General features: G+C 65.9%; 17 protein-coding genes. 6 read left to right on the plus strand and 11 right to left on the minus strand.

The features are described 5' to 3' along the window. Positions 1–2 precede the first annotated feature (2 nt). From N8I74_RS19250 to N8I74_RS19265, 4 genes are all read left to right on the plus strand, one after another. Positions 3–1,589, plus strand: coding sequence for a tetratricopeptide repeat-containing diguanylate cyclase (locus tag N8I74_RS19250; protein WP_263124828.1), 1,587 nt, complete (start codon positions 3–5; stop codon positions 1,587–1,589). A 113-nt stretch (positions 1,590–1,702) separates the two neighbouring features. After that, positions 1,703–5,569: an FAD/FMN-binding oxidoreductase gene (locus N8I74_RS19255; RefSeq protein ID WP_263124829.1), complete on the plus strand. Its 3,867-nt coding sequence runs from the start codon at positions 1,703–1,705 to the stop codon at positions 5,567–5,569. A gap of 171 nt (positions 5,570–5,740) precedes the next feature. Beyond that, entirely contained in the window at positions 5,741–6,127 is a 387-nt protein-coding gene (locus tag N8I74_RS19260; protein WP_263126781.1) for an HIT family protein, read from the plus strand. After that, entirely contained in the window at positions 6,124–7,743 is a 1,620-nt protein-coding gene (locus N8I74_RS19265; RefSeq protein WP_263124830.1) for a hypothetical protein, read from the plus strand. Before N8I74_RS19260 ends, N8I74_RS19265 begins: the two co-directional genes overlap by 4 nt. Positions 7,744–7,943: 200 nt before the next feature. Here N8I74_RS19265 and N8I74_RS19270 read toward each other — a convergent pair whose 3' ends face one another. The 4 genes from N8I74_RS19270 to N8I74_RS19285 all read right to left on the minus strand — a co-directional run bounded on the left by N8I74_RS19270 (position 7,944) and on the right by N8I74_RS19285 (position 11,746). Continuing rightward, the gene (locus N8I74_RS19270) at positions 7,944–9,545 is read right to left on the minus strand and encodes an HD domain-containing phosphohydrolase (RefSeq protein ID WP_263124831.1); all 1,602 of its coding nucleotides are present in this window, start codon (positions 9,543–9,545) and stop codon (positions 7,944–7,946) included. A 107-nt stretch (positions 9,546–9,652) separates the two neighbouring features. Beyond that, a complete protein-coding gene (locus tag N8I74_RS19275) occupies positions 9,653–10,462 on the minus strand; it encodes a sulfite exporter TauE/SafE family protein (protein ID WP_263124832.1) in 810 nt (269 codons plus the stop codon). 25 nt (positions 10,463–10,487) lie between these two features. Then, positions 10,488–10,940, minus strand: coding sequence for an EVE domain-containing protein (locus N8I74_RS19280; RefSeq protein WP_263124833.1), 453 nt, complete (start codon positions 10,938–10,940; stop codon positions 10,488–10,490). Between the two features lie 14 nt (positions 10,941–10,954). Then, the gene (locus tag N8I74_RS19285) at positions 10,955–11,746 is read right to left on the minus strand and encodes a sulfite exporter TauE/SafE family protein (RefSeq protein ID WP_263124834.1); all 792 of its coding nucleotides are present in this window, start codon (positions 11,744–11,746) and stop codon (positions 10,955–10,957) included. Between the two features lie 141 nt (positions 11,747–11,887). On the opposite strand from N8I74_RS19285, the gene N8I74_RS19290 reads away from it, so the two are divergent. Then, complete coding sequence (locus tag N8I74_RS19290) at positions 11,888–12,244, plus strand: hypothetical protein (RefSeq protein WP_263124835.1); 357 nt, start codon at positions 11,888–11,890, stop codon at positions 12,242–12,244. Positions 12,245–12,276: 32 nt separating this feature from the next. Here N8I74_RS19290 and N8I74_RS19295 read toward each other — a convergent pair whose 3' ends face one another. Then, complete coding sequence (locus N8I74_RS19295) at positions 12,277–12,939, minus strand: TetR/AcrR family transcriptional regulator (protein WP_263124836.1); 663 nt, start codon at positions 12,937–12,939, stop codon at positions 12,277–12,279. A gap of 92 nt (positions 12,940–13,031) precedes the next feature. Between N8I74_RS19295 and N8I74_RS19300 the strand changes: the two genes are divergently transcribed. Beyond that, entirely contained in the window at positions 13,032–13,466 is a 435-nt protein-coding gene (locus N8I74_RS19300) for a VOC family protein (protein ID WP_263124837.1), read from the plus strand. 55 nt (positions 13,467–13,521) lie between these two features. On the opposite strand, the gene N8I74_RS19305 is transcribed toward N8I74_RS19300, so the two are convergent. The 6 genes from N8I74_RS19305 to rpmH form a co-directional block, all read right to left on the minus strand. Next, complete coding sequence (locus N8I74_RS19305; RefSeq protein WP_263124838.1) at positions 13,522–14,847, minus strand: MFS transporter; 1,326 nt, start codon at positions 14,845–14,847, stop codon at positions 13,522–13,524. Positions 14,848–14,994: 147 nt separating this feature from the next. Next, the gene (gene mnmE / locus N8I74_RS19310) at positions 14,995–16,329 is read right to left on the minus strand and encodes a tRNA uridine-5-carboxymethylaminomethyl(34) synthesis GTPase MnmE (protein ID WP_263124839.1); all 1,335 of its coding nucleotides are present in this window, start codon (positions 16,327–16,329) and stop codon (positions 14,995–14,997) included. A 165-nt stretch (positions 16,330–16,494) separates the two neighbouring features. Then, positions 16,495–18,174 (minus strand): membrane protein insertase YidC, encoded by a 1,680-nt coding sequence (gene yidC / locus N8I74_RS19315; protein ID WP_263124840.1) that lies wholly within the window; start codon positions 18,172–18,174, stop codon positions 16,495–16,497. 15 nt (positions 18,175–18,189) lie between these two features. Next, on the minus strand, positions 18,190–18,450 hold the full coding sequence (gene yidD / locus N8I74_RS19320) for a membrane protein insertion efficiency factor YidD (protein WP_408611845.1): 261 nt from the start codon (positions 18,448–18,450) through the stop codon (positions 18,190–18,192). Beyond that, positions 18,443–18,787: a ribonuclease P protein component gene (gene rnpA / locus N8I74_RS19325; RefSeq protein WP_263124842.1), complete on the minus strand. Its 345-nt coding sequence runs from the start codon at positions 18,785–18,787 to the stop codon at positions 18,443–18,445. Before rnpA ends, yidD begins: the two co-directional genes overlap by 8 nt. A gap of 54 nt (positions 18,788–18,841) precedes the next feature. Then, complete coding sequence (gene rpmH / locus N8I74_RS19330) at positions 18,842–18,976, minus strand: 50S ribosomal protein L34 (protein WP_263124843.1); 135 nt, start codon at positions 18,974–18,976, stop codon at positions 18,842–18,844. Positions 18,977–19,342 lie beyond the last annotated feature (366 nt).

Raw genomic sequence — 19,342 nt, forward strand, 5'->3', positions numbered from 1 at the left:
TCATGGAGCCTACCCCCGTTACCCGGGAAGAGATCGACGCGCTCAACCAGCAGGCGCGCGTGCTCTTCCACTCCCGTAGCGAAGAATCCCGTGCCTTGGCCGAACAGGCTTGCCGCCACTCGGTTGCAGCTGATTATCCGAATGGCTATGTGCATGGCCTGCTCAACGCCGCCATGGCGATCACATTGCAGGGCAGCTATCAGGAGGCGGTGGCCATGATGCGCCACAGCCTGTATCTGGGCGAGATCTACGGCCTGGACATGCATGTGGCCGAGTGCCTGCAGGAAATCGCACGCGCCTACTACACCCTTGCCGACTACGACCGCGCATTGCAGTACTGGGCGCAGTGCCTGGACGTGGCCCGCGACCGCCACGCGCAGGAAAGCTACGTGATGGCGCTGATCGGCCTTGGCCAGATCTATTTCGCCCATCAGGATTTCGAAGCCGCGCTGCGGCACCACGAGAAGGCACGCGAGGGGCTGAACCCCACGGTGCCCGACCGGCTGCATGCATCGGTGCCGATCAACATCGGCATGGATCTCTTGCAGCTGCGGCGTCTGGACGAGGCGCTGCATGAGCTGGAGATCGGCCTCAACCGGGCCTTGCACACCAAGAACCGCGAATACGAGGCGGACGCGCACCACGCCATCGGCCTTGTGCTGCTGGCGCAAGGCCAGCTGGACACCGCCGAGCGCCATCTGTGCATCGCCATCGACGTCTGCCAGCGCTTCGGCAAGCTGTGGGGCGAAGCCAACAGCCGCGTTGCACTCGGCCAGGTGGAGCTGGCGCGCGATCATCCGGTCGGTGCGATCCGCCACCTGCAGGAGGCGCGCGACCTGGCAGAGCAGATCGGCGCGCAGCACCTGCTGCTGCAGGTGGAGCTGCACTATGCCAGGGCGCTCGAACTGCTGGGCGACCATCGGCAGTCGCTGCACTACTTCAAGCGCTACCACGAACGGCAGTTGGAGGTGATGCGCCAGACCTCACCGTACCGGATGCAGGCGATGGAGATGCGGCTGGAAGTGGAGAAGGCGCGCCTGGAAAACGATGGCCTCAAGCGCGAACGGGCCAACCAGCGCCGCGAATTGCGCCGGGTGGAACAGCTCGCCAGCCAGGACAGCCTGACCGGCATACTCAACCGGCGCGGCCTGGAGCGCCTGGGCAGCGGCGTTTTCGGCCGCAGCTGCGAGCAGGCAAGCGTCATTTCGCTGATGTTGCTCGATATCGATCACTTCAAGCAGGTCAACGACCGTTTCGGCCACCTCGTCGGCGACAAGGTGCTGCGACAGGTGGCGGCGCTGCTCAAGTCCGGCTGCCGTCAGGACGATGTGGTCGGCCGCTTCGGCGGCGAGGAATTCGTGATCGTGCTGCCCGGGCATGACGCCAGCTCAGCCCTCGACGTGGCCGAACGGCTGCGGCAGATGGTGGCGGGCTGGCCCTGGGCGCGCATCGCACCCGAGCTCGCGGTCACCCTCAGCGTCGGTGTCGCCGGCCGCCAATGCGAGCTGACGCTGAGCGAACTGATCGAGAGCGCCGACAAGCGGCTCTATCATGCCAAGAATGGCGGCCGCAACCGCGTCTGCGGATAAGCCCGGCGCCCACGGCGCCAGCGCAAAACCCTATTCAAAATGCGGCTTTGGCCGCTGGGTTTTCCGATAAAATCGAGGGTCCTCCTAGTCGTACTCCAGAGAGCCCAGCCGATATGGCCGATCTGACCACCGCCACCCCCGCCCCAGAGCGCCTGCGCGAGATCCCTTACAACTACACCTCGTTCTCCGACCGCGAGATCGTGATCCGTTTGTTGGGAGAGCAAGCCTGGCAGGTGCTCGAAAGCCTGCGACAGGAACGCATCACCGGACGCTCCGCACGCATGCTGTTCGAGGTGCTGGGCGACATCTGGGTGGTCAAGCGCAATCCGTACCTGCAGGACGACCTGCTGGACAATCCCAAGCGTCTGCGGCAGCTGATCGACGCGATGCGCCACCGCCTTGGGGAGATCGACAAGCGCCGGCAGGGCAATGACAAGGTCGGCCTGCTGGTGACGCGCGGGCAACAGGCGGTCGACGCATTCGAGCGCGAATTCCGCGAGACCGCGCAGTTGCGCCGCAAGGTGATGCGGCGCATGAGCGCCCATACGCGCCGCGACAATATCTGCTTCGATGGGCTGGCCCGGGTCAGCCACGTGACCGATGCGACCGACTGGCGCGTCGAATACCCGTTCGTGGTCCTCAACCCCGATACGGAAGAGGAGATGGCGCCACTCGTGGCCTGTTGCATCGAGCTTGGGCTCACCGTCATCCCGCGTGGCGGCGGTACCGGCTATACCGGCGGTGCGGTGCCGCTCACCGCGCTCAGCGCCGTGATCAATACCGAGAAGCTCGACCGGCACCAGGGGGTCGAGCGCCTGCGCATCCCCGGCGTCGATCACGACGTCGCCACCATCCAATGCGGCGCCGGTGTGGTGACGCGCCGGGTGATGGAAGCGGCCGAAGCCGAAGGGCTGGTGTTCGCCGTCGATCCCACCTCGGCCGATGCCTCGTGCATCGGCGGCAATGTCGCCATGAACGCCGGCGGCAAGAAGGCCGTGCTGTGGGGCACCGCGCTCGACAACCTCGTCTCCTGGCGGATGGTCGACCCGGACGGCAACTGGAAGCTCGTCGAGCGCATGGATCACAACCTGGGCAAGATCCACGACGCCGAAAAGGCCACCTTCCGCGTCGCCACCTTCAAGCCGGACGGCAAGACCCTCCTGGGCGAGGAAATCCTGGTGATCCCGGGCATGCGCTTTCGCAAGGAGGGCCTGGGCAAGGACGTGACCGACAAATTCCTCGCCGGTCTGCCCGGGGTGCAGAAGGAAGGCACCGATGGCCTGATCACCAGCGCGCGCTTCATCCTGCACCGGTTGCCCGCGCACACCCGTACCGTCTGCCTGGAATTCTTCGGCGAGGTCAGCCGTGCCGTGCCGTCCATCGTCGAGATCAAGGACTACCTCGACGCGCATCCGCTGGTGCAGCTTGCGGGGCTGGAGCACCTGGACTGGCGCTACGTGCGCGCGGTGGGCTATGCCACCAAGGCCAAGAGCCGCGGCCGGCCCAAGATGGTGCTGATCGCCGACATCGTCTCGGACGACGAAGCGGCCGTCGGCGAAGCAGCCTCGCACGTGGTGCGGCTGGCCAATGCGCGCAGCGGCGAGGGCTTCATCGCCGTCTCGCCCGAGGCGCGCAAGAAGTTCTGGCTCGACCGGGCCCGCACCGCCGCGATCGCCAAGCACACCAACGCCTTCAAGATCAATGAAGACGTGGTCATCCCGCTGCCGCGCCTCGGTGAATACTCGGACGAGATCGAGCGCATCAATATCGAATTGTCGATCGCCAACAAGATCGAGCTGCTCGACCGGCTGGTCGATTTCTTCGTCCACGGCCATCTGCCGCTGGACCTGGCCGATGTGCCGGTCAGCCGCGAAGAACTGATCGGCGACCGCCGCGAAGCCGCGCTGGCACTGCTGTACCGCGTGCGCGAACGCTGGTCCTGGCTGCTCGACAACCTGGACAGCGCGTTCGAGAGCTATACCGCCGCCTGGCCCGATGCCCCGCTCGAAGGCGGGATGCGGGAGGAGAACCTGCCGCAGAGCGTGTACCACGCGCTGCGCGACCTGATGCTGCGCGTGTCCTGGAAGCGTGAGGTGGCGGCCGAGCTGGAGCTGCTGTTCGCCGACCGCAACAGCCGGCCGGTGCTCAGTGCGGTGCAGGCGCTGCACCAGCAGGTGCTCAAGGGCCGCACCTGGGTGGCGCTGCACATGCATGCCGGTGACGGCAACGTGCACACCAACATCCCGGTCAACTCGGACGACTACGAGATGCTGCAGCGCGCCCATCACGCGGTGGCACGCATCATGGCGGTGGCACGGCGCTTGAACGGCGTGATCTCGGGCGAGCACGGCATCGGCATCACCAAGTACGAGTTCCTCACCCGCGAGGAAATGACGCCGTTCGAGACCTACAAGCAGCGTGTCGACCCCAACGGCCACTTCAACAAGGGCAAGCTGCTGCCCGGCTCGGACCTGACCAACGCCTACACCCCGTCGTTCAGCCTGCTCGGTGCCGAATCGCTGATCCTGGAGCAGTCGGACATCGGCGCGATCTCCGATTCGATCAAGGACTGCCTGCGCTGCGGCAAGTGCAAGCCGGTGTGCACCACGCACGTGCCGCGCGCCAACCTGCTCTACAGCCCGCGCAACAAGATCCTGGCGACGGGCCTGTTGACCGAGGCGTTCCTGTACGAGGAGCAGACCCGGCGCGGGGTGTCGTTCCGGCATTTCGAGGAACTGGCGGACGTGGCCGACCACTGCACCGTCTGCCACCGTTGCGTCAATCCCTGCCCGGTGAAGATCGACTTCGGCGATGTCTCGGTGGCGATGCGCAACTTTCTGCGCAAGGAAGGCAAGAAGCCATTCAACCCGGGCACCAGCCTCGGGATGGCTTTCCTGACGATGAAGGACCCGGCCACCATCAAGCTGGTCCGCGCCGGCATGATCCAGGCAGGCTACAAGGCGCAGCGGCTGGGATACTCGCTGGCCAAGCGGCTGGGCCTGATCCGGCCGGTGACCAAGCAACCGCCCGCCACGACCGGCAAGCCGCCCCTCAAGGCCCAGGTGATCCATTTCATCAACAAGCCGCTGCCGGCCAAGGTGCCATTGCGCACTGCGCGCGGCATGCTGGACATCGAGGACAACAGCGTCGTGCCGGTGATCCGCAACCCGGCGCTGCCGCAGGAGGAATCCGAAGCGGTGTTCTACTTCCCCGGCTGCGGCTCGGAGCGGCTGTTCTCACAGGTCGGGCTCGCCACGCAGGCCATGCTGTGGCATGTCGGCGCCACCACGGTGCTGCCACCGGGCTACCTGTGCTGCGGCTATCCGCAGACTGCGAGCGGGTTCGCCGACAAGGGCGAGAAGATCACCACCGAGAACCGGGTGCTGTTCCACCGCTTAGCCAACACGCTCAACTACCTGGACATCAGGACCGTGATCGTCTCGTGCGGCACCTGCATGGATCAGCTTCTGAAGTACCAGTTCGAGCAGATCTTCCCCGGATGCCGCCTTCTTGACATCCACGAGTACCTGATGGAGAAGGGCGTCAAGCTCGACGGTGTCAGCGGCACGCGTTACATGTACCACGAGCCGTGCCACACACCGATGAAACAATACAAGGGAGTCGAGGTGGCCACCACGCTGATGGGGTCGCGCGTGGACCTGAACGACCGCTGCTGCGGCGAATCGGGCACCTTTGCGGTGGCACGGCCGGACATCGCCACGCAGGTGCGCTTTCGCAAGCAGGAGGAGATGCAGAAGGGCGCCGACAAGCTGCGCGCCGAATCGGGGGCGGATACACCGGTCAAGATCCTGACCTCCTGCCCGTCGTGCCTGCAGGGGCTGACGCGCTACAACGATGATTCGGCCACCGAGGCCGACTACATCGTGGTGGAAATCGCCAAGCACGTACTTGGGGAGGATTGGCAGGGACAGTACGTCGAACAGGCGCGCAACGGCGGCATCGAACGCGTGCTGCTGTGAGGGCGCGGGCACCGATATACCCCATCCGTTGATCAGTTCGGCTTACGTCCGTCGTAGACGATCGGGGCGGATGTTGGGGTGCCTTTCCGATTGTTTCTGCCCGATGCTTGTTTATAATCCCTGAAAAATCAGGAAAGGGTAATGCAAAGCGTCTGCGAGCTGTGTACCTCAATGGGCGGGGAACGCGTGTGGCAGGATGACTTGTGCCGCGTGGTACTTGTAGACGATGCTGCTTACCCTGGATTCGCCCGCGTCATTCTGAATCGCCACGTCGCCGAGATGAGCGACCTGGACAAGATGGAACGTCAGCGGCTGATGAACGTGGTCGATGCCGTCGAACGCGAGGTGCGTAGCGCCTTGCATCCCGACAAGATCAACCTTGCCAGTCTGGGCAACGTCGTGCCGCATCTGCATTGGCACGTGATTCCCCGCTGGCGGGAGGATCGGCATTTCCCCAGCCCGATCTGGGCCGAACCCCGCCGTCCAAGTGCTGTGCCGCCAGTCTCCCAGGAGATGCTCGCCACACTGCAGCAACGGCTTAGCCTGCTCAAGCCATGATGGATTCGGAATTCCTGCCCTCTTACAGCGGCCATGCCGCTCCGCCTTTCACCGACGCGCGTTCCGCCAAGAGCTGGCTGCAACTGCTGCCGCTGATCAACGCGCCGGTGGCACACAACGAACTGACCGAAGCGCTGACGCTGCTCAACAACAGCGACATCGGCCCGTACGAATCGCTCAAGATCCTCGAGCTGTTCCGCGACGGTGTGCACATGGTGCAGAGCGCGCTGACCGAACGCTTCCTCGGCCGCGCCGTGCCGTTCGGTGCCGACGAACAAAGCGCCTGGCAACAGGTGATCGGGCTGTGGACGCTGCTGCGTGACGCCTACGCCCGCAGTTGGCACGCGGCACTGAACGGGGAGCCGGAGGTCAGCGAACAGCACGCGCTCGCCGCTGAACGCACTTTGCGCTACCAATGCCTCGTGATCCGCGAGCACCTGCTGGCCTACAAGCCGGTGCAACCGGAGCTATGGCAGACGCTGTACCGCTACTACGGGCTCGCCGAGCAGGCGGGCGTCGCGGAAAAGCCGGCCAAGGACAGCATGCTCAAGGTGGCCGGCGTTGCGACGCCGCAGAACATGTTCGTCCACACGCTGCTGCTGGCCGGATCGAGCCCCTACCATTTCACCGCACGCCAGATCCTGTGGCTGGATGAGCGTCTGCCGGCGTTTGCCCAGCGCGCGCCGCTGGAAAAGGAAGCACGGGCCCTGCCCGGCCGCGGCAGCCTGCAGATCGACTTCGACAGCCCGAGCGGCCCGCGTCGCACCGAGCCACGGCTGCAAGGCGACGGCGTGCGCGAGATCGACACCTACCAGCTGGCCCAGGCGCTGTCCCGCCGCATCAAGCTGTTGCGCAACGGGGAGAACCCCGAGAAGCTCGGCCTGGGCGAGCAGTTCGCTGCCAGCGTGGTCGAATCCCTGTTGACCGACCTTTACCGTACCTGGTGCGAGCAGCCCACCGAGCGCATCCACCCGCGTGCGCAGGGCAACCGCGTGATGAAGGTCATCTTCGGCCTGGCACGGCAGCATATCGCCGTCGGCGAAGGCCGTTTCTCGCTGCCCAGCGACGGCCCGCAGGAGCTGGCCGGCGATGATCTGGTCCGCATGCAGCTCTTCGGCCATACGCAGTCGATGCAGGCGATCCACGCCAGCGAGCTTGCGCCGTCCGAATCATGGTGGCTGCGCAACGAAAGCCCGCAGGGCATGCAGCTGTCGCGCAAGGCCGACGAAGGCCATCGGGTCGCGCTGCAACAGTTGCTGGCGGTCTCGATCTCGGGACGCTACTTCATCGGCACCGTACGCTGGCTGCAACAGGACGGCGACCAGTTGCTGATCGGGGTGCGGCTGCTGCCCGGACAGCCTTATTCGGCCGCGGTGCGGCCGGTGGACCTCGTGCACGCCGGCCGGCGTGGATGGACCGAGGGCCTGGCGCTGCCGGCTTCGCCGACGCTGCGCTCACCCGCCTCGCTGATCCTGCCGGTGGGCTGGTTCCGTCCCGGGCGGCTCGTGGAATGGTGGGATGGCGAAAACACCCGCAAGCTGCGGATGGAATCCGCCATCGAGCGGGGTGTGGATTACGAGCGCATCCACTACGTGCTCGCGGGCCAGACGCGCTGATCCGCGGCAGATGCCCCGGGGCCGCCGCACACCTGCGGTACCGGGGCAGCAAACCCGCTCAACCCGGCTGGGCACCTGCGCCGACCCACGCACACCAGCGCCGGTACACAAGAGTGCTGGCGATTGCATGGCAGCCGCCCGGCATGGCGCAACGCAACGGCCCGCATTCAGCAGGTATCTGTACCCGGACGCAACCCGGGTCAGCGACGGGCCAGGGCCAGCAGCGCCGCCGTGTCCACCGGATCGATCTGTGACTGCGGCAGGTACTGCCGTGCGTAGTCCAGCCACACCTGCTCGCGGACGAACACCTCGAACAGCTCAGCATCAATGTGCTGATCACGTGCCATCCGCGCCAGGATGGTCAGCGCCTGCGACAGCTTCATCCCTTCCTTGTAGGGGCGATCGCGCGCCGTCAGCGCTTCGAACACGTCGGCGATCCCCATGATGCGTGCGGGAATGCTCAACTGCTCGCGGGTCAGGCCACGCGGATAGCCGCGCCCGTCCATGCGCTCGTGGTGGCCGCCGGCATATTCGGGCACCTGCGCAAGGTGGCGTGGCCACGGCAGCGCCTCCAGCATCTGGATGGTGACCTCGATATGGCGATTGATGATCCGCCGCTCGGCATGGGTCAGCGTGCCACGGCGCACCGCCAGATTCTCCAGTTCGTCCGCGTCCAGCAATGGCGTCTCGCCGGTCGGGCCGTGCCAGCGCCGCGCGGCGATGGCCTGGAGCCGAGCCAGTTCCGCATCGCCCATCGCCTCGCCGCCGACATTGATGCGGCGCAGGAAGGCCAGATCGTCGTCCAGTGCCGCGAGGCAGGCGTGATAGGCCTCCTCGTCCAGCCGTCCTTCCAGCCGATCGATCCGGGCATCGCGGCGCAGCACCTCGAAGCGCGTCTGTATCAACGCGATCCGGTCGAACAGGGTCTGCAGCTTGGTGGCCTTGTCGACCACGTGTACCGGCGTGGTCACCTTGCCACAGTCGTGCAGCAGGCCGGCGATCTTGAGCGCGTAGCGCGCTTCATCGCTCAGGTCGAACGCGGCCAACGGCCCCGTATCGGTGCGGCTGGCGGCGTCGGCCAGCATCATGGTCAGCACCGGTACGCGCTGGCAATGGCCACCGGTATAGGGCGACTTGTCATCGATGGCAAGGTTGATCAGGCCGATGAAGGACTCGAACAGCGCTTCCATCGCCCCGATCAGCCGGCGGTTGGTCAGGGCGATCGCAGCCTGGGAGGCCAGTGATTCGACGAGGCGCTGGTCGTCGCCGTCGAACGCGCGCACGCCGCCGTGGCCGTCCAATGCGTTGATCAGCTGCAGCGCACCGAGCACCTGGCCCTCGTGATCGCGCATCGGCACGCATAGGACGGAGCGGGAGCGGTAGCCGTTGGCTGCGTCGAAGCTGCGTGTCCCGGAGAAATCGTAGTCGGTGGCCGCATAGGCGTCGTCGATGCACACTGTGCGCCGCTGGTTCACCGCGCAGGCCACCACATGGCCCAGATTGGGCACCCCATCGGCGTCGTGCAGCGGCACCGGCGGCAGCGCCACCGTTGCCCCCAGGGTGCCGCCCATGCGCAGGCCCAGCGTATCGGTCAGTGCGATCTCGAAACGCAGCGCGTCGCCGTCCACGCGATACAGCGTGCCCGCATCGGCCCCTACCAGCTCCTTGGCCGCCAGCAGGATGGCCTCGGTCAGCCTGGCCGTGTCGGTCTCGCCCGAAAGCGCAATCCCGATCGCATTGAGTTTTTCCAGCCGCTCGCGCAGCGCAGCCTGGCTCCGCATCGTCTCTCCCAACCGGCTCATGGGATAGGCGTGCCGGCGCTGGGCACATCATGCCATAGCGGTTTTTGCCGTCCCGGATTTTCCGGTGGACGTGTCACAGCGGCAGGGAGGGCGCGTCTGCGGCGCGTCTAGCCGAGCAATTGCCAGAGCATGCGGCTGGCCAGCAGCAGCAGCAGCACCGCAAAGCAGCGCTTGAGCACGGCCACCGGCAACCGGTGCGCCAGTGCGGCACCGGCCTTGGCCAACGGGAAGCTCGCCAGTGCGATCCCCAGCAAGGCCGGCAGGTAGATGAAGCCAACGCTGCCTTGCGGCAGACCAGGCACGCCCCAGCCGCTGACGGCATAGCCCGCGCTGCCGGCCAGTGCAATCGGCAGCCCGATCGCGGCGGAGGTGCCGATCGCCTCCTTGACCGGCACGTTGTGCCAGCTCAGCAATGGCACCGACAACGAGCCGCCACCAATGCCGACCCAGCTGGAGACCGCACCGATCAACCCGCCCCACGCGGCAAGGACCGTTGCGCCGGGCAGCACGCGTTGCGGCCTGGGCCTGGCGTCCAGCAGCATCTGGGCTGCCACCGCGTAGGCAAACAGCACAAAGCACCATTTCAGCAGCGTGGCATCCGCAAGGCCTGCCAGTTGGGCTCCAAGAAAGGTGCCGAGCACGATGCCCGGGCTGATGGCGCGAAACACCGGCCAGCGGACGGCGCCATGCGCGTGATGCGCACGCAGGCTGGACAGCGAGGTGACCACAATGGTCGCAAGCGACGTGCCCAACGCCAGATGCTGCGCATGGGCCTGCGCCAGCCCCAGCGCGTCGAACACCAGCAACAGTGCCGGCACGATGACCAGGCCGCCCCCCACGCCCAGCAACCCGGCCAGAAAGCCGGCCAGCACGCCGACACCGAGGCAGGCCAGCAGGACCGTCAACAGGGGTGTCATCGGCAGCGCGGCCGCGGCGCAGGGCTCATGTCAGCAGGTCCTGCAGATGGCGCCAGTGGGCCTCGCTGACCGGCGTGATCGACAGCCGGTTGCCACGCTGCAACACCTGCATGTCCGCCAGCAACAGGTCGCGCCGCAATGCTTCCAGCGCCAGAAGACGGGTCTTGCGCACGAAGCGCACGTCCACCTGCTGCCAGCGCGGTGCCTCAAGCGTGGCCTTGGGGTCGAAGTACTTGGATTCCGGGTCGAATTGGGTGGGATCGGGGTAGGCGGGCGAGCATACCTCGGCAAGGCCGGCGATGCCCGGTTGCGGGCAGCTCGAATGGTAGAACAGCACCCCGTCGCCCACCCGCATCACATCGCGCATGAAATTGCGCGCCTGATAGTTGCGCACTCCGAACCAACCGATCTGCCCGAGCCGCTGCAGATCGTCGATCCCCACCTCCTCGGGCTCGGATTTCATCAACCAGTAGTGCATACACCCTCCCGCGATCAGCCCCGCACCGTATCCCAGACCAGCTTGGCGAGCAAGGCCAGCGCCAGGGCGAGGAACAGCTTCCTGATCCAGGCGCTGCCGCCCTTGAGCGCGAGGCGGCTGCCGATCTGCGCACCGGCGATATTGGCGATCGCCATCGGCACGGCCAGACCGAAGATCACCAGCTTGGCCGGCAGGAAGAAGGTGAGCGCCGCCAGGTTGGTGGCCAGGTTGACCACCTTGGCCGACGCCGAGGCACGCAGGAAATCGAAGTGGAAGAACCGGATGAACAGGAAGATCAGGAACGAGCCGGTGCCGGGGCCGAAGAAGCCGTCGTAGAAACCGATCACGGCACCGATCACCAGACCGACCACCAGGTCGCGCCGGGTCAACGCACGGCCCGCGTCCACCCCGCCGAACGCTGGCTTGCGCCAGGTGTAGAGCAGCATCAGCGCCAGCAGCAGCACCACCAGCGGGCGCACCGCATCGCGCGGCAGCCAGTGGATCGCCAACGCCCCGAGGTAAGAGCCGCAGAAAGCCGCCCCGGCACTGGGCAACAGGATCGGCCAATCGAGCCTGACCTGCCTGGTGTAGCGCCAGGTGGCGGCGGCAGTGCCCATCACCGCGGCGAATTTGTTGGTGCCCATCAGCATCGCCGGCAATTCGCGCGGCAACACGGCAAACAGGCCCGGCACCAGGATCAGGCCACCGCCGCCGACCGCTGCATCGAACAGGCCGGCGGCAAAGGCCAGCGGCAGCAGCACCAGCAACTGCGGCAACAGCTCTGCGACGGACGGATCGATCAGCATGGCCGCATCTTGCCCACTCGGCCGGGCCGCCGCCAGTGGCGCGAGGGCGAATTTGTCCCTTGCGCGGCCCGGCCCCCGTTCCTACCATGGGCGCCGTGCCGCTTTGCCCGGCAACCCCCTACCGGAATACATGGAGCCGCCATGCTCAGGCCATCTTGCATCGTCGCCGCACTCCTCACCAGCACCACCGTCCTTGCCAACGGAATGTCATGCTACGAATCGTCGCTCAAGAAGCAGGTGTTCTGCGTCGACCAGAATGAAGTCACCGCCAGCGGCAATCTGCGCGCCGGACAGCTGTACCTGGTGCAGGGCGACGCGCGCGAGAAGTCGGCGTTTTCACTGCTGACCGACTGCAGCACCAAGAAATCGGCGTTGCTGGATCAATCCGGCAAGAACGTCACCGCCGGGCAGCAACCCTCGCCCGTGGCCACCGCCCTGGCGGAACGGCTGTGCCAGGCCAACAAGCCCAGGCACGATCCGTCGCTGCCCATGCTGTAGGGCCTTCTCCAGGCAATCCCGACAGTCCGCTGCTAGGTCGGCGGCAGGCGCAGCGTGGCGCACAACCGGCGCAGTGCCAGCTGTGCGGCGTTGCGTGCCTGCTGTCGGGCCGATGCGTCGCCCTGCGACGCCTGCCTGGCCAGCCACAACGCCAGTTCGTTCACCGCGCCGTTGAGCGCGGCGGCGGTCACGTCCACCTGCAGTACCGACAGTCCCTCGCCCTGCGGCACCATCGCCGTCAACACCTCGCCCACCACGGCGCGCAGTTGCCGGTAGCCGTACCGGTCATCCAGTGCCGCCCACTGCGCCGCTCCCAGGACCGACGGCCCATCGATCAGCAGCACTTGGCATGGCCCGGGGCAAGATATCGCATCGATCCAGGCCAGCGCGCCGGCCACCAGTTGCTCGAATGGATCGGCGATGTCCTGCACCGCGCCATCGATGGCTGCGCTCAGATCCTGGTGCACTGCCTCGCAGACTGCGACGAATACGTCCTTCTTGTCCCGGAAATGATGATAGAGCGCGCCCCTTGTGAGGCCGGTGGCGGCCAACAGCGCTTCGGTGGAGGTGGCGGCATACCCCTCGCGCTCGAAGAGCGCCCGGGCCGAAGCGATCAAGCGCGCCCGCGATTGGGCGCCCTGTTCGACACGGCGGTTGCCGGCGGCCGGCTTGAGCGGCTGATTCTGTTTTGACATACAGGCAGTATGGAGATAGATTTGTTCCACATACAGACAGTATGTATTCAATATCCGCCCTGCCGCAACCGGCTCACGCCATGGAGGCCGCCATGCCGCTTTCCCAGCTCACCGCTGCCTATCCCTTGGTGACCACGCCGCATCTGGCCGAGTCACGCGATTTCTTCGTCCGGCATCTGGGTTTCGAAGTGGGTTTCGAGGCGACCTGGTTTGTGTGGCTCTCGCGCCCCACCAGCGAGGCCGGCACGATCGCAATCGCCTTCATGCTGCCCGAGCACCCGTCCCGCCCACCCGGCCCAGAGACCTTCAACGGCCAGGGATTGCTGCTCACGCTGCAGGTGGACGACGCACGCGCCGAGGAGGCGCGGCTGCGCCGCGAAGGCGTGGCGATCACCTATCCGGTGCAGCACGAACCGTGGGGGCAGATCCGCTTCCAGGTGCGCACGCCATCCGGCCTGGTGCTCGACATCGTGCAGCAGGCCGAGCCCGCACCCGGCTTCTGGGACCCCTATCTGACCCAGACCTGAGGGCGCCCTGGCCCCGCCGGCCTGCGTTCCACACGCGGCACGGATACCGGCTGAATCAAGCCGGGCCGCCCCCCGCGTCCCCGGCCTGGGCATACGCATGCGACAACCGGCGGTAGGACCTGGAGCTCAGTGCCAGCAGCGTCACCAGCACGCCCAGCAGGCCGGTCAGCGTGAAGACCAGTGCAATGCCGCGTGCCGGCCCCGTACCGAACCATCCCCCGATCAGATCGACGCCGGCACCGGTGGTCATGAAGGGAATGAACGCAAACTGCGCCAAGGGTCCGATCAGGAAGGCCGTGAGCGGCGAGGCGGCCTGCTCCATCGATTGCGCAAAGCCAAACACCCGGCCCTGCCGCTCGTAGGGCACGACTTTCTGCAACGTGGTGTGTTCGGCCGCCTCGGCATAGGGGCCGAGGAACAGCCAGATGAAGCAGCCGGCCACCAACAGGATCACCGAGTGCTGCAGGGTGAAGACACTGCTGACCGCCCAGGTGACGAGATTGACCAGCAGCAGCGTGCGCAGCGGATTGCGGCCAAGACCGGTGCGCGCGATCAGGATGCCGCTGGCGATGAATGCGCATGAGACAAACGCCCAGAGCAGCCCCCATTCCTGCACCTTCATCAAGGACAGGCCATAGGCATCCATCAGCGCCATGAACACTCCACCCAGCAGGTTGTTCAAGGTGGCGAAGAAAATCAGCCCGAACAGACCGGGGACCGCACCGATGACGCGGACCGTCCCGGCAAGGTCCACTTGCCGGGGCGCCCGGGCGCCGTCCGGCGCTGTGGCCGGCGCGGGTTCGTCCACCGTAATGGGCAGCAGATGCAGGAATGCGACGAGGGTCAACGCCAGGGCAAACACGACGGTGTAGTGCATGCCACCCCAGGCCACCAGAAAGCCGCTGATGACCGAGGTGGTGAGAAAGCCGACCCCGGTCACCATGCCGACCAGTCCGTTCGCCTTGTCCCGCCCGTCCTCGGGAATCAGCAACGTGACCAGCGTCGGCAGCGCGATGCTGCGCAGATTACCGGCGATCACCCCAAGCATTACCAGCAGGATGAACAGCCACAGGCCATAGCCCGAGACATCGGTCAGGCGCTCCACCGGCCACACACTCAGGGCGACAAGGCTCACGCCGTAGAACAGGAAGGAGCAGATGCTCGAACCCAGCATCACCTGCTTCTTGCGGTGATGATCGACCAGGCTGCCGAACCAGATGGCGAAGACAGCGGTGAGCACCAGATAGACACCGGCGATCACGCTGGTGGCAAACACTGAACGCGTTTCGAGATAGACCCAGAAGGTCAGCGCGAACCAGACGGTGAAGTTGGTGATGTTGGCAATGAGGTTGTTGATCAGCAGGTGATGGAAGGGCTTCATGCTCGCGCCTTGGATTGATCGGGGTCGGGAGCCGACGCAGTGCGGCCCATTGTGCAATACCCATTGATCATGGCCACCCTCATCGGTTTCACCGGAACGACCAGCGCCGGCCCGGCAGCGCCCGGCGGGCGAGCGCCGTCCGCCCGATCACTTGCCGATGCAGAACCGGCTGAAGATCACCCCCAAGAGATCGTCGGACGTGAATTCGCCGGTGATCTCGTTGAGGGCGTTCTGGCCAAGGCGCAGCTCCTCGGCGAAGAGTTCGGTCCGGTGGTAGGCTGCCAGCGCGGCATCCAGATGGCGACTGGCGCGGCGGATGGCGTCCAGGTGGCGTTCACGGGCGATGAAGACACCATCCTGCTCACCCTGCCAGCCCACCTGCTGCAACAGGCGCTGGCGCAACGCATCCAGCCCCTCGCCGGTCTTGGCCGACACATGGATCACATCGCGCCCCACGTCGCCGGGCACTTCGCCGGTCAGGTCCACCTTGTTGAACACGCGCAGCACCGGCAACGCCCGTGGCAGCCGCGCCAGGATCTCCAGATCCTCACGGGTGACGCCGGCGCGGCTGTCAACCAGCAGCAGCGCCAGGTCCGCCTTGCCGATCGCCCCCCAGGTCCGCTCGATACCGATGCGCTCGACGGCATCGTCGGTCTCGCGCAGGCCGGCGGTGTCGATCACGTGCAGCGGCACGCCCTGCAGCTGGATCAATTCGCGCACCGTATCGCGGGTGGTGCCGGCGATGTCGGTGACGATGGCCACCTCTTCGCCGGCAAGCGCGTTCATCAGGCTGGATTTGCCCACATTGGGCTGGCCGATCAGTACCACGTGCATGCCTTCGCGCAGCAGCCGGCCCTGCGACGCGGCGATCAGCACCTTGGCCAGCTGCGTCTGCAGCGCCAGCAGACGCCCCTGTGCATCGGCCGCCTGCAGGAAGTCGATCTCCTCCTCGGGAAAGTCGAGCGTGGCCTCGACCAACATGCGCAGCTGGATCAGTTCGTCCACCAGCGCACGCACTTCCAGCGAGAACGCGCCGTCGAGCGACTTGAGCGCCGAACGCGCCGCCGCCTCGGATTGCGCGTCGATTAGATCGGCCACCGCCTCGGCCTGCGCCAGATCGAGTTTGCCGTTCAGGAAGGCACGCTTGGAGAATTCCCCGGGCTCCGCGTGGCGCGCACCCAGCTCGATGCAGCGCTTGAGCAGCATGTTCATCACCACCGGCCCGCCGTGGCCCTGGATCTCCAGCACGTCCTCGCCGGTGAACGAATTGGGCCCGGGAAAGTAGAGCGCCAATCCCTCGTCGATGGCACCGGTATCGGCGGCGCGGAATCGGGCGAAGTGGGCATGGCGCGGCGTGAGCGGCCGCCCGATCAGGCCGTGCACGATGGCATCGATGCGTCGGCCGGAAACGCGGATCACGCCCACCCCGCCCCGCCCTGGGGCGGTGGCGATCGCGGCAATGGGGTCGGGGGAATACAGCATCGGCACAACGGCATCAACAAGGAAGGACAAAGAAGAACACCACGGGCAAGCCTAACACATCGTCTGTCATGCGCTGCAACATCGGGCGCATGGGCACGGCAGTCGCCGCAACGTGCCGGATGCCAAGCAAAACCGCCCCGAAGGGCGGTCTCGTCGGCTGCCGGATCAGGCCGGCTTTTTCCGGGCGGAGGACGGTGCATCGCCTTCCCGATCGATCTGGCGGGTGATCCACCACTGCTGCAGGATGGAGAGCACGTTGTTGACCACGTAATACAGCACGAGGCCCGCCGGGAAGAACAGGAAGAACACGCTGAAGGCCACCGGCATGATCTTCATCATCTTGGCCTGCATCGGATCGGGCGGCGGCGGCGAGAGCAGGGTCTGCACATACATCGAGATCGCCATCAGCACGGGCAGCACATAGTACGGGTCCTTGACCGACAGATCGTGGATCCAGAACATCCAGGGCGCCTGACGCAACTCCACCGCCGCGATCAGCGCCCAGTACAGCGCGATGAAGATGGGGATCTGCACCAGCATCGGCAGGCAGCCACCCAGCGGGTTGACCTTTTCGGTCTTGTACATCTCCATCACCGCCTGCTGGAACTTCATCTTGTCGTCGCCGTAACGCTCCTTGAGCTGTTCCATGCGCGGCGCCAGCTTGCGCATGCGTGCCATCGAGCGGTACGACGCCGACGCCAGCGGATAGAACGCCGCCTTGATCAACAGGGTCAGCAGGATGATGGCCCAACCCCAGTTGCCGACCACCTTGTGGATCTGGTCCAGCACCCAGAACAAGGGCTTGGAGAACACGGTGAAGATGCCGTAGTCCTTGATCAGATCGAAGCCAGGGGCCACTTCGTCCAGAAGACGGGTCTCCTGCGGACCCACATACAGCGGCACACTGGTCTCGAACTTGCCGCCTGCGGCGATCGACGGCAGGTCGACGATCATCCCTACCGAATACAGCCCGTCAGACAGGCGCTTCATCTCGTAGCGGCAATCGCGCGGCCCACACACCGCAGGCTGCCCCTTGGGCGAAGCGATCCAGGCACTGGCGAAGTAATGCTGGATCATGGCGACCCAGCCGTTCCGGGCCGCCTTGACGTGCTCTGCCTCGCCCTTGTCGAGCGCGCTGAAATCGGCCTTCTGGAACTTGCCGGCCTCGGTGTAGACCGCCGGTCCGGTGAAGGTATGCGCCCCGAAGAAGCCCGGGTTCTCGGTGTGACCATCGCGCAGCAGCCGGTAGTAGGCCGAGGCGGTCAGTGGTTTGGTGCTGCCGTTGGCGATTTCGTACTTCACGTCCACCAGATACTGGCCGCGGCGGAAGGTATAGATCTTGGCGATCTGTACGCCATCCGGCCCGGCAGTGGTCAGGCGTACGCTCAACGCGTCCTGCCCCGGCGCCAGCTGGAAATCGCGGCCGCCGGCCTGGAACCGGGCGCGGTGGTTGGGCAGACCAGCGCCCAGCAGCCCGGTCTGGGCCACGTAGGTGCGGTTGCCCTGATCGGTCAGCAGCAGGAAGGGTTTGCGCGGATCACCCGCCATGCCGTGCTTGAGCAAGGCCACCTGCCGCAGATCGCCCCCCATGGTATCGATCTGCACATCCAGCAGATCGGTGCGCACCCGGACGCGCTCGCCCGATTGCAGCCGGTTGCTGTCAGGCGGCGCGCTGGCCGCGCCGGGCGCTGCGGCGGCGGGCACATCGGCGCCGGCCGGCGTCACCTTGGCGGACGCCGCCGCAGGCTTGGGCGGCGGCGGATAGCGCGTCTCCAGCCACTTGTTCCAGAAGAAGATGATCGCGAAGGACAGCGCGATGAACAGGATGAGTCGCTTGGAATCCATCTTGGGCTCGGAAGATCAGGGGACGGGGTCCGGGCCGGTGCCACCCCAGGGGTGGCAGCGACAAAGACGGCGAATTGTAAGCCAGCCGCCTTTGAGCGCGCCATATTTGGCAATCGCCTCCAGGGCATAGCTTGAGCAGGTCGGTACAAATCGGCAGCGCGGCCCGAGCAGCGGGCTGAGCACATACCGGTAAAGCATGACAAGGCCGATCAGCATGCGTGCAGGCAGGCTGCCGGGCCTGACGGCTGCCACGGGCACCGGACAGGCGCTACACATGGCCGGGCTCCGCGGGAAGGCGTTTGCGGATGCGCTGGAACAGCGCCAGCAGCGCGGCCCGCGCAGCGGCACCGTCACGCGGGCCGAAACTGCGGCGTGGCCGCACCACGAGGTCGATCCCGTAGAGGTGTGCTCCGTGGCAGCGGAACAATTCACGCACGGTACGCTTGATGTAGTTGCGCGCCACCGCCCGACGATCCACCCGGCGCCCGACCACCACGCCCAGCCTCGCACACGGCAGCGCATTGGGCCGACCCAGCACCTGGAAATAGTCGTTGCCGACCGAAAGGCGCAAATTAAAAACGGATGAGAAATCATCCGTTTTCAACAGGCGCATCGCCCGCGTGTACCGATAGCGGCCTGAACCGGCCACTGCGCGTCAGATCCGCGCTCAGACGCCCAGGCGGGCGCGGCCCTTGCTGCGACGGGCGGCGAGCACAGCGCGACCGCCACGGGTCTTCATGCGGGCACGGAAACCGTGGGTGCGCTTGCGGCGGATGACGGAGGGTTGGAAAGTACGCTTCATGATCGGAATTCCTGGCCGGACTGTGGACTAAGTAAACCGTTAATTACATAGCCAAAAATTGCCAGTGTCAACAAAAAATTGCTAATAGCAAGCCTGCCGCAGCCGGCGCGGCGCGGGCCCGTATGCGCGATGCCCAAGTGGGGCCGCTTTATCGTCACAACGTTGACATAGCGCACCCGAATCGCAGCTTGCCGAACCTGCCCTGGCCGATCCACTTGTGGATAACTTTGCCTCAAACGACTAGAATCCGCTCTTGATCCCATCCCGATAACGCCCTGCGAGTGTCCCTACCATCGGCCGGCAAGCCTGCACGATGGGGGCCCCTTTTTCTCGGCGAATTGCCAATCGCAATTTAGAACCCCGCCC

The organism is Chitiniphilus purpureus (assembly GCF_025642115.1).
Lineage (GTDB): Bacteria > Pseudomonadota > Gammaproteobacteria > Burkholderiales > Chitinibacteraceae > Chitiniphilus > Chitiniphilus purpureus.

Bases quoted from the DNA above. Each gene is read 5' to 3' on its own strand.
- N8I74_RS19250 (WP_263124828.1), top strand. From the start codon at position 3: ATGGAGCCTACCCCCGTTACCCGGGAAGAGATCGACGCGCTCAACCAG.
- N8I74_RS19255 (WP_263124829.1), top strand. From the start codon at position 1,703: ATGGCCGATCTGACCACCGCCACCCCCGCCCCAGAGCGCCTGCGCGAG.
- N8I74_RS19260 (WP_263126781.1), top strand. From the start codon at position 5,741: ATGGGCGGGGAACGCGTGTGGCAGGATGACTTGTGCCGCGTGGTACTT.
- N8I74_RS19265 (WP_263124830.1), top strand. From the start codon at position 6,124: ATGATGGATTCGGAATTCCTGCCCTCTTACAGCGGCCATGCCGCTCCG.
- N8I74_RS19270 (WP_263124831.1), bottom strand. From the start codon at position 9,545: ATGAGCCGGTTGGGAGAGACGATGCGGAGCCAGGCTGCGCTGCGCGAG.
- N8I74_RS19275 (WP_263124832.1), bottom strand. From the start codon at position 10,462: ATGACACCCCTGTTGACGGTCCTGCTGGCCTGCCTCGGTGTCGGCGTG.
- N8I74_RS19280 (WP_263124833.1), bottom strand. From the start codon at position 10,940: ATGCACTACTGGTTGATGAAATCCGAGCCCGAGGAGGTGGGGATCGAC.
- N8I74_RS19285 (WP_263124834.1), bottom strand. From the start codon at position 11,746: ATGCTGATCGATCCGTCCGTCGCAGAGCTGTTGCCGCAGTTGCTGGTG.
- N8I74_RS19290 (WP_263124835.1), top strand. From the start codon at position 11,888: ATGCTCAGGCCATCTTGCATCGTCGCCGCACTCCTCACCAGCACCACC.
- N8I74_RS19295 (WP_263124836.1), bottom strand. From the start codon at position 12,939: ATGTCAAAACAGAATCAGCCGCTCAAGCCGGCCGCCGGCAACCGCCGT.
- N8I74_RS19300 (WP_263124837.1), top strand. From the start codon at position 13,032: ATGCCGCTTTCCCAGCTCACCGCTGCCTATCCCTTGGTGACCACGCCG.
- N8I74_RS19305 (WP_263124838.1), bottom strand. From the start codon at position 14,847: ATGAAGCCCTTCCATCACCTGCTGATCAACAACCTCATTGCCAACATC.
- mnmE (WP_263124839.1), bottom strand. From the start codon at position 16,329: ATGCTGTATTCCCCCGACCCCATTGCCGCGATCGCCACCGCCCCAGGG.
- yidC (WP_263124840.1), bottom strand. From the start codon at position 18,174: ATGGATTCCAAGCGACTCATCCTGTTCATCGCGCTGTCCTTCGCGATC.
- yidD (WP_408611845.1), bottom strand. From the start codon at position 18,450: ATGTGTAGCGCCTGTCCGGTGCCCGTGGCAGCCGTCAGGCCCGGCAGC.
- rnpA (WP_263124842.1), bottom strand. From the start codon at position 18,787: ATGCGCCTGTTGAAAACGGATGATTTCTCATCCGTTTTTAATTTGCGC.
- rpmH (WP_263124843.1), bottom strand. From the start codon at position 18,976: ATGAAGCGTACTTTCCAACCCTCCGTCATCCGCCGCAAGCGCACCCAC.